3 protein-coding genes are annotated in these 7191 nt (G+C 51.9%); all 3 read right to left on the bottom strand.

All coding sequences use genetic code 11. The features are described 5' to 3' along the window. Positions 1-2137 (bottom strand): S8 family serine peptidase (locus NCN04_RS05730; protein ID WP_250395455.1); only part of this gene is annotated, 2137 nt, incomplete at its 3' end. Between the two features lie 1002 nt (positions 2138-3139). After that, complete coding sequence (locus tag NCN04_RS05725) at positions 3140-4567, bottom strand: ClC family H(+)/Cl(-) exchange transporter (protein ID WP_502988757.1); 1428 nt, start codon at positions 4565-4567, stop codon at positions 3140-3142. A 19-nt stretch (positions 4568-4586) separates the two neighbouring features. Next, a complete protein-coding gene (acnB, locus tag NCN04_RS05720) occupies positions 4587-7169 on the bottom strand; it encodes a bifunctional aconitate hydratase 2/2-methylisocitrate dehydratase (RefSeq protein ID WP_250395454.1) in 2583 nt (860 codons plus the stop codon). Between the last annotated feature and the right edge of the window lie 22 nt (positions 7170-7191).

Below are 7191 nucleotides of genomic sequence, written 5' to 3'. Positions count from 1 at the left end.
GAGTAATAGAGAAAGTGAGTGAATTATTGGTTTCATTACCGTCTTGATTGAAGTTGCCAGAGGCATCGGAGAAGGAATTACTTGCAACGGAGATGGATGCTTGTGTTGCGCCGGTACTGTCAGGAGAAAAAACAGCTGTGTATGAGGAACCAGAACCAGAGAACTCTGAGATGGAACCGTTGGAAACGGAGATATCAGCGGCTGTGAAATCAGAGGACTCTTCTGAGAGAGTAAAAGAGATGAGAGCAGTACTGCCGACTTCTACAGAAGAAGAACTGGAGGAGATGGAAATGGTGGGCGGCGTGTTATCAGGCGGCGGAGTAATAGAGAAAGTGAGTGAATTATTGGTTTCATTACCGTCTTGATTGAAGTTGCCAGAGGCATCGGAGAAGGAATTACTTGCAACGGAGATGGATGCTTGTGTTGCGCCGGTACTGTCAGGAGAAAAAACAGCTGTGTATGAGGAACCAGAACCAGAGAACTCTGAGATGGAACCGTTGGAAACGGAGATATCAGCGGCTGTGAAATCAGAGGACTCTTCTGAGAGAGTAAAAGAGATGAGAGCAGTACTGCCGACTTCTACAGAAGAAGAACTGGAGGAGATGGAAATGGTGGGCGGTGCTATGTCGTTATCTTTAGGCAATACTTCTAGTGAGCTAGTTATATTTAAGCGTTTGCCATTAATTGATGTTTCGCGTAAATTATTGTCCTGATCTGCGCCAGAATAGAGAGCTTGGATCAGTTCTGAGCTGGTAGCCTCTGAATTTTTGCTTGCAAGAAGTCCTAGTGCTCCGGATACATGCGGAGCGGCCATCGAGGTTCCTGAGAGATATATATATCCGTCATTGGGGGATGTTGAGCCAATTCTCCCCCCTGGTGCTGCAATATCTACAGTGGCCCTTGGTCCATAGTTTGTGAATGATGAAGGGCTCCCATTTTCATCAATCGAAGCGACTGAGATAACATGATCAATATTATTGTAAATTGCTTCATAGTTTGCTGGATAAGTTGCAATAATGTCGTTGTTTCTTGCGCTATTGCCAGCCGCAGCCACAAAGATGACTCCTTGTTCTGCTCCCCTTTGTATGGCTGAATCAAGGGATTGGTTGTACGAGCCTCCTCCCCAAGAGTTGTTGGTCGCTAAATAGCGAGCATTGCCGTTATTTGTGTTTATTGAATCATACCTGCTGGCGGCATCGGTGAAATAGTTAATGGCGTCGATTGCATCCGATGTAGAACCTCCATTGGGACCAAGAAACTTTAGAGATGTTAATCGAATATCCCAATTGACGCCAGCAACTCCTAACTGATTGTCTGAAAGAGCGCCAATGGTTCCGGCAACATGAGTGCCGTGACTATCGTCGTCAAAAGGGTCATTGTCATTATTAGCAAAGTCCCATCCGATTAAATCATCTATATATCCGTTGCTTTCATTGTCAATGCCGTCAATCCAGATGTTGTTGCTAAGCAGATCTCCTGCATCGACATAGCCATATCCATAGCTTCCTATTGGATCAAGATCCCAAGCAAATGATAAGTTGCTGCTGTGATTTAGGTCATGAAATGTGATTATTCCATCATTATTGCTATCAACAACTCCATCTGGGATTTCGCCCGGGTTGAGCCAAATGTTTAAGTATAGGTCAGGGTGTTTGTAGTCTATTCCAGTGTCTATTACCCCAATGACGTTTGAAAGTGAGCCGGTTATTCCAAGATCCCATGCTGCATTTGCATTGCTTCCAGGCTCTGTGTCTTCAAGGCCCCATTGTACGTAATAATAAGTATCAGTTGGGTCTCTTTGAGGCGCGATCGAATTTGAGTCGCTGCTTAAAGTAAAGTCTTTGCTCGGCAATGTCTGCTTAGCTTGTGTGTAAGGTATTTTCTGGATTGAAATTGAGGTGGCTTTGGGGATAATTTCTTTGCTTGCATTGCTCGGCAAAGGTATTATTTTTCTGTTCAGTGGCGTACTGCTTGAGGGTTCAAGTGAATTCGCTTCTTCTGCTAATTCGCTTGCTCTTGATTTATGCTCATTTTCTCCCGAATAACTCAGCCATTCTTCTGGGATTGAAGTTCTTGAACGCCTAGTTTTTTTGATGAGCTCGAGAGCCGCAGCTAAAAAGTTTTGAGAAGAATTCATGGGTTTTGCCTTGGGTTCAGCTTTGGCAATTGATTGACTGTTGGACTTGCTAAGGTTTTTTTGTTAAGTGTTGAAGTGGTACAGGCGTGACTGTTAATCCAACAATTGAGTCCTGTTGTCGCATATGCCTGAGACCTTGTAAAGATGAGGGATGCATTCTTGACTTAAAGTGCAGTAATTGATTGGTTGAAACCAATCTGCTTTGTCTCGTTCAAGCTTCTTCTTGTTGCTCGCGGGGATTGGAGTCCTGAATTGGAGCCGTCGTCGTCGGTGGTGGTAAGAAAGCCCTTCGGCGAATTGAGCTTCCCATTCATGCGGCGCGAATGCCTTTAAGACATTGCTGCCCTCACTCAACAGATTTACTTGTGAACATGAAGGGTTAAAGGATGCGCCTGAGTCAGTGAAACTGTTGACACTAGAGTGCTCATTACTTCGCGTTCGACAGCCTTCTTTCTTAGACGAATTGCTTAGGATGGTGTGAGGAGATGATGATAACGAGATTTCGTTTTTGTTAGTAATTTCAATCGATCTATTTGCTTTATTGGCAAACGCATAGTTCTCAGGGGTTTTCTCAAAAGCGAGCGAATTGGTTCCTTCTGGCTGCCATGGGGATTTTGAGGTTTCGGATAGTCCCTTTTGAAGAGACCTTTTTCTGAATGTATTCTTTGCTACTAAAGAAAGATTGAGTAGCTCATCTAGCCAGGTAACTGCGCGATCCATCGGGGATCAATGCTGTTGTTAACAAACTCTAGATCGGTGTAGGTACGACACTTCTGTTTTTTTTAGATTTGAATTAACCTTTCTTAGTAAGTGTTTTTCTGCATTCTGCTTTGGTGTCTTAGTGGTTAAGTGCTTTTAATCACTGCTGCTTCTCAATAAACCGTCTTGATCTGCTATTTGATGCACTGTCATTGCCAGCTCAATCTTCAGTCATCGTTGCTTGGTTCTGATGTTTCGGGCTTTGGTGCTTGAAAGGCTTGGCGTCGCGTCGAGCCTTCCCATTCATTGTGAAGGCCTAGGCTTCTCCGACGTTCGTTTTCTCCGACGTTCGTTTTCTGCTTGGAGGTGATCTTCCTCCAGCAACTCAAGCCCCATCTGCCGTTCGTAGATCGAGCGGTGATCAAACAGGCGTGCGATCAGAAAACTCGCTAAACAGGCCACCAGAATTGGTTTTAAGACCAGCAAATCCTTGGTGAGAGCGAAGGCCAAAAACATGGCCGTGATTGGTGTGCGAGAACAACTGGCCACGAATGCTCCCATCCCTGCAAAGACATAGGTGCTGGGGACGTGGCCGGTGAGAGCTTCCACCCAAATCCCACAGGCGAGGCCTATCGCACCGCCCAGGGTCAACATTGGGAAAAACAAGCCTCCGGGTGCACCGGATGCTGCTGCTAATCCCGTACTGAAAAACAGCACCACAAAGGTGCCTAGCGCCATTGGAATATCAGCTTTCCCATCACCGATGAGGTTCTGTAAGCCCTCGAGGTTGTGAAATTCTGAGGGGAGGCATGAATACACCCCACCCAGCAGTGCTCCGCTGATCACCATCCGCAGAACGAGGCGGTCGCCGAACCACCGATGCCCCTGTTTCTGCATGGCGATGACATAGCGGCAATACAGCTCGGCCAACACACCCACAACAACGCCCAGTCCGATCAGGTATCCCAGATCGATGGGCAAAAACCTCACCAGTGGTTCGTATTCCTTCTCCAGCTGAAAGCCAAGGCCAGTGTTCAGCCCGCTACCACCCGTGCTTAAACCCGTTAACCCCAATACATCCGCCCAGGCATCTGCCAAAAAGGTGGTGACGATCACCAGCAGCATTACGACTGGTCTTACGGAGTGCAGTAATTCCTCAATGGCGTAGAAAAATCCGCCAATAGGAGCATGAAACACGGCCGCAATCCCTGCTCCACCGCCCGCGGCAACGATTACGCGACGGAATGCCGCAGGTGCTCTTAGCCAACGCGCCAGTTGCCAGGCCACCGATCCCCCCATCTGAACGGCGGGACCTTCCGGCCCGAGGGGGAAGCCACTGCCGATGGCGACGATTCCCGCAACCAATTTGACCAAGCCCACCTTGAGACCCATCGGAACGGCCCGATGGTTCAGGAATCCCATGATGTGGGTGATTCCGGATCCACCTGCTGATGGTGCCAGCCGAGAGACCAGCAATCCAGACACCAAACCACCTGTTGCACCTAAGCCAGGCAGAACGGCCCAAGCGGGAAGGTCTGCCAGAAGTTCCAGGCGCCAGCCACCTAAAACTTTGATGCCTCCCTTGAACAACACCCCTGTAAGGGCTGCGCCAAGGCCCGTGAACATCAAGGCGAGCACAACAACCAGCCAGCGGCGTTCAAGCAGCCGGCGAATGCTCCGACTCGAACCGGATGGATCTTGTTTTTCTTTTAGCTCGCTAGCTGCAGACATGGTTTTAAGCGGAAGCGAGTCAGGCGCCGGCCATGACCTCCGCTTGTTCTGAAGCACTCAGCACCCGACCTTGTTCAACGAAGTGATCGATTTGGTCGAAGTTGAGATAGCGGTAGAGCTCTGCGGAGAGTGGGTCAATCTTTTCAGCGGCGATCCTCTGGTACTCCTCGGGTGTAGGGATGCGCCCGAGCAGGGCACAGACAGCTGCTAATTCGGCGCTTCCCAGGAAGACCTGTGCGCCTTTGCCAAGACGGTTGTTGAAGTTGCGGGTGCTGGTGGAGAACACCGTGGTGTTGTCCCCGACCCGGGCTTGATTTCCCATACAAAGCGAACAGCCTGGCATTTCCATGCGGCTGCCGGCTGCTTCAAACGTGGCGTAGTAGCCCTCTTGCTTGAGCATGTCCTCGTCCATGCGCGTGGGCGGGCAAACCCAAAGCCTGGCGGCGATGTCGCCGGCCTCTTCGAGCACTTTGGCCGCCGCTCGGTAGTGGCCAATGTTGGTCATGCAAGAGCCGATGAACACCTCCTGAACGGCTTCCCCAGCCACTTCGCTAAGCAGTTTCACGTTGTCGGGATCGTTCGGGCAGGCGAGAACGGGCTCGGTGAGTTCATCCAGATTGATCTCAATCACTTCGGCGTATTGAGCGTCGTCATCCGCTTCGAGGAGTTGGGGGTTGGCCAACCAGTCCTCCATCACCTTGATCCGTCGCGCCAGGGTGCGGGCATCGCTGTAGCCGCGCGCAATCATGTTTTTGAGCAGTGCCACATTGCTGCTCAGATATTCACTCACTGTGCTTTCGGAGAGTTTGATGGTGCAGCCTGCGCAAGAGCGTTCGGCCGAGGCGTCCGTGAGCTCGAAGGCCTGCTCCAGCTTGAGATCTGGCAACCCTTCAATTTCCATGATTCGGCCATTGAAGACGTTTTTCTTGTTGGCTTTTTCCACGGTGAGCAGGCCCTTTTGGATCGCAACCCAGGGGATCGCATTCACGACATCGCGGAGTGTGACCCCCGACTGAAGAGAGCCACTGAACCGCACCAAGACCGATTCGGGCATGTCGAGGGGCATGGCGCCGATGGCGGCAGCAAAGGCCACAACCCCGGAACCTCCTGGGAAAGAAATCCCCAGGGGGAACCGGGTGTGGCTGTCACCCCCTGTGCCCACGGTGTCGGGCAAGAGCATGCGATTGAGCCAGCTGTGGATGATGCCGTCACCGGGGCGAAGGGCGACACCGCCGCGTTGGGCAAAGAAATCAGGTAGATCTTTCTGGGTCTGCAGGTCTACTGGTTTGGGGTAAGCGGCTGTATGGCAGAAGCTCTGCATCACCAAATCGGCGGAAAAGCCAAGGCAGGCCAACTCCTTCATTTCGTCCCGGGTCATCGGCCCGGTGGTGTCTTGACTGCCAACGGTGGTCATCAGTGGTTCACAGCTTGTGCCTGGACGGACTCCTGGAAGACCGCAGGCTTTGCCCACCATTTTTTGAGCCAAGGTGAAGCCTTTGCCAGTGTCTGCAGGAGCACTAGGCCGGATGAACGTTTCAGAAGGGGGAAGTCCAAGTTGGCTGCGCACCTTGTCGGTGAGCGCGCGGCCAATCATCAGTGGGATGCGACCACCAGCACGAACTTCGTCGCTGATCGTGCTCGGCTTGAGTTCAAAATGGCTGATCACCCTGCCATCGCGTTCGATCGTGCCGGCGTAAGGGCGAATCGTGATCAGATCCCCTGTGTTCAGATCGCTGACATCACACTCGATCGGTAAGGCGCCTGAATCTTCCGCTGTGTTGAAAAAGATTGGCGCAATCTTGCCGCCAATGATCACCCCGCCAGCGCGCTTGTTGGGAACGTGGGGGATGTCATTGCCGGTATGCCACAGCACGGAGTTGATGGCGCTTTTTCGAGAGCTTCCCGTGCCGACCACATCACCCACATAGGCCACGGGATGTCCTTTCTTCTTGAGGGTTTCGATCGTGTTGAGTCCCTCTGGATCACGGGTTTCCAACATCGCCAGGGCGTGCAAGGGGATGTCTGGACGTGTGGTCGCGTGGGTGGCTGGTGAGAGGTCGTCGGTGTTGGTTTCGCCGTCCACCTTGAACACGCTGACGGTGATCTCTTTGGCCAGTGGATCTCGCTGGGTAAACCATTCCGCTGCAGCCCAGCTGTCCACCACCTGTTGGGCGTACCGGTTGCTGCTGGCCAGCTCCATGACGTCATTGAAAGCGTCGTAGACCAAGAGGGTGCGGCTCAGCCCTTGAACGGCACAGCTTGCAAGCGTCTCGTCCGGATGCTTCAGCAGTTCGATCAGTGCAGCCACGTTGTACCCACCAACCATGGTGCCGAGTAGTTGCACCGCTTCCAACGGGGTTATCAAGGGGCTGGATGCGTTGCCTTGGGCGACGGCACTCAACCAGGTTGCTTTGACGTAGGCCGCTTCATCGACGCCGGGAGGAATGCGCTCACTTAAGAGGTGCAGCAAGGTCTGCTCCTCCCCCGCTGGTGGCTTCTGCAGAAGTTCCGTTAAGGCCTGGGTCTGAGCGGCATCAAGAGGAAGCGGCGGGATGCCCTGATTTTCCCGTTCCTTGGCGTTCTCGCGATAGGTGCTCAGCATCGGTTTTGGCGGCGCAGACAGC

Source organism: Synechococcus sp. MU1655 (genome assembly GCF_023630655.1).
Classification (GTDB): Bacteria; Cyanobacteriota; Cyanobacteriia; order PCC-6307; family Cyanobiaceae; genus Synechococcus_C.
This window is presented reverse-complemented; position numbering and strand designations above follow the sequence as displayed.